The organism is Roseomonas rosulenta (assembly GCF_016106005.1).
GTDB lineage: Bacteria > Pseudomonadota > Alphaproteobacteria > Acetobacterales > Acetobacteraceae > Neoroseomonas > Neoroseomonas rosulenta.
In genome coordinates, this window is record NZ_JACADR010000554.1 from 1 (window position 1) to 1202 (window position 1202).

The 1202-nt window shown below is 74.3% G+C and carries 2 protein-coding genes; both read left to right on the forward strand.

Annotated features, from left to right (window positions below):
* Window positions 1-374: MFS transporter (locus HW578_RS26795; protein ID WP_198373738.1), on the forward strand; the 374-nt coding region annotated here is incomplete at its 5' end.
* A 54-nt stretch (window positions 375-428) separates the two neighbouring features.
* Complete coding sequence (dps, locus tag HW578_RS26800) at window positions 429-926, forward strand: DNA starvation/stationary phase protection protein Dps (RefSeq protein WP_198373739.1); 498 nt, start codon at window positions 429-431, stop codon at window positions 924-926.
* The last annotated feature ends 276 nt before the right edge of the window (window positions 927-1202 follow it).

Consider the following 1202-nt stretch of genomic DNA (forward strand, 5'->3'; position numbering starts at 1 on the left):
CCCCCGCCGTGCCGATGCCGCGGCCCGAGGCGCCGGCGGACGAGCTGCGCGCCGTGCTGGCGGGCGACACCGGCCGCGTGCTCGAGGTCGTGCGCTACACCGTCGCCCCCGCTGACCGCGCGGCCTTCCTGGCGGCGATGCGTGAGGCGCGGCGGGTGCGCCTGCGCAGCGGCGCGCTGGCCTGGCGGCTGCTGGAGGATGTCGCCCATCCCGAGCGCTGGATCGAGCTCTGGGCCGTGGAATCCTGGACCGAGCACCTGCGCGAGGCGGGCCGGCTCGATGCCGCCGACCGCGCCGTGCTGGCCCGCGCCGCCGGCTTCCAGAGCGGCGAGGCGGCGCCCGAGGCGGCACGCTACCTGGCCGTCCTGCCGTGACGTCGCCGTGCTGCACCCCATATTGAGCCCATCATGTTGAGGAGTGACGCTGCCATGCCCAAGACCAAGCCCGGCAAGCTGCAGGCCACGCGCAACGACCTCGGCGCCAATGCGCGGGAGGCCTCGGTGGGCGTGCTCAACGCCGCGCTGGCCGATGCGATGGACCTGACCAACGGCGTGCGCATGGCGCATTGGACCGTGCGCGGACCGCAATTCGCCGCCCTGCATGCGCTGTTCGAGACCTTCTACGACCAGCTCGGCGAGGCGACGGACGACCTGGCCGAACGCATCGTGCAGCTGGGCGGCACGCCCGACGGCACGACGCAGCTGGTCGGCGAGAAGTCCCGCCTGGCGCCCTACCCCGCGGGGCTGCGCGACGGCATGGACCATGTGAAGGCGCTCGCGGACCGCTACGCGGCGCTCGCCGCCACCGTGCGCGCGGGCATCGACGCCACGGGCGAGGCCGGCGACGCTGATTCGGCGGACCTGCTGACGGGCTTCTCGCGTACCCTCGACAAGGCCTTGTGGATGCTCGAGGCGCATCTGACCTGACGCGGCGGCTGCGGGCAGGTGAAGCGTTGCGCTGGCCGGCGCCCGGTCCGCATGCTTCCCTTCCAGTGCCGGAACGCAGGAGAGACCGTCGTGGATCGTCAATCATCCGCCATGAGCGATTCGCGGGCGGTCCACGGGCTTGCGGGAATGCCGCGTGCAGGGGAGGGCGTGGCGTGACGCGCGCCGACCGCCCGCCGCCCAGGCCCGCAACGCCGCCGCGCCCTGGCCCGCGGATGGCCGCACGCGGCCTGCTGCTGGCGGCCAGCGCGGCCTTCG

Bases quoted from the DNA above. Each gene is read 5' to 3' on its own strand.
- dps (WP_198373739.1), top strand. From the start codon at position 429: ATGCCCAAGACCAAGCCCGGCAAGCTGCAGGCCACGCGCAACGACCTC.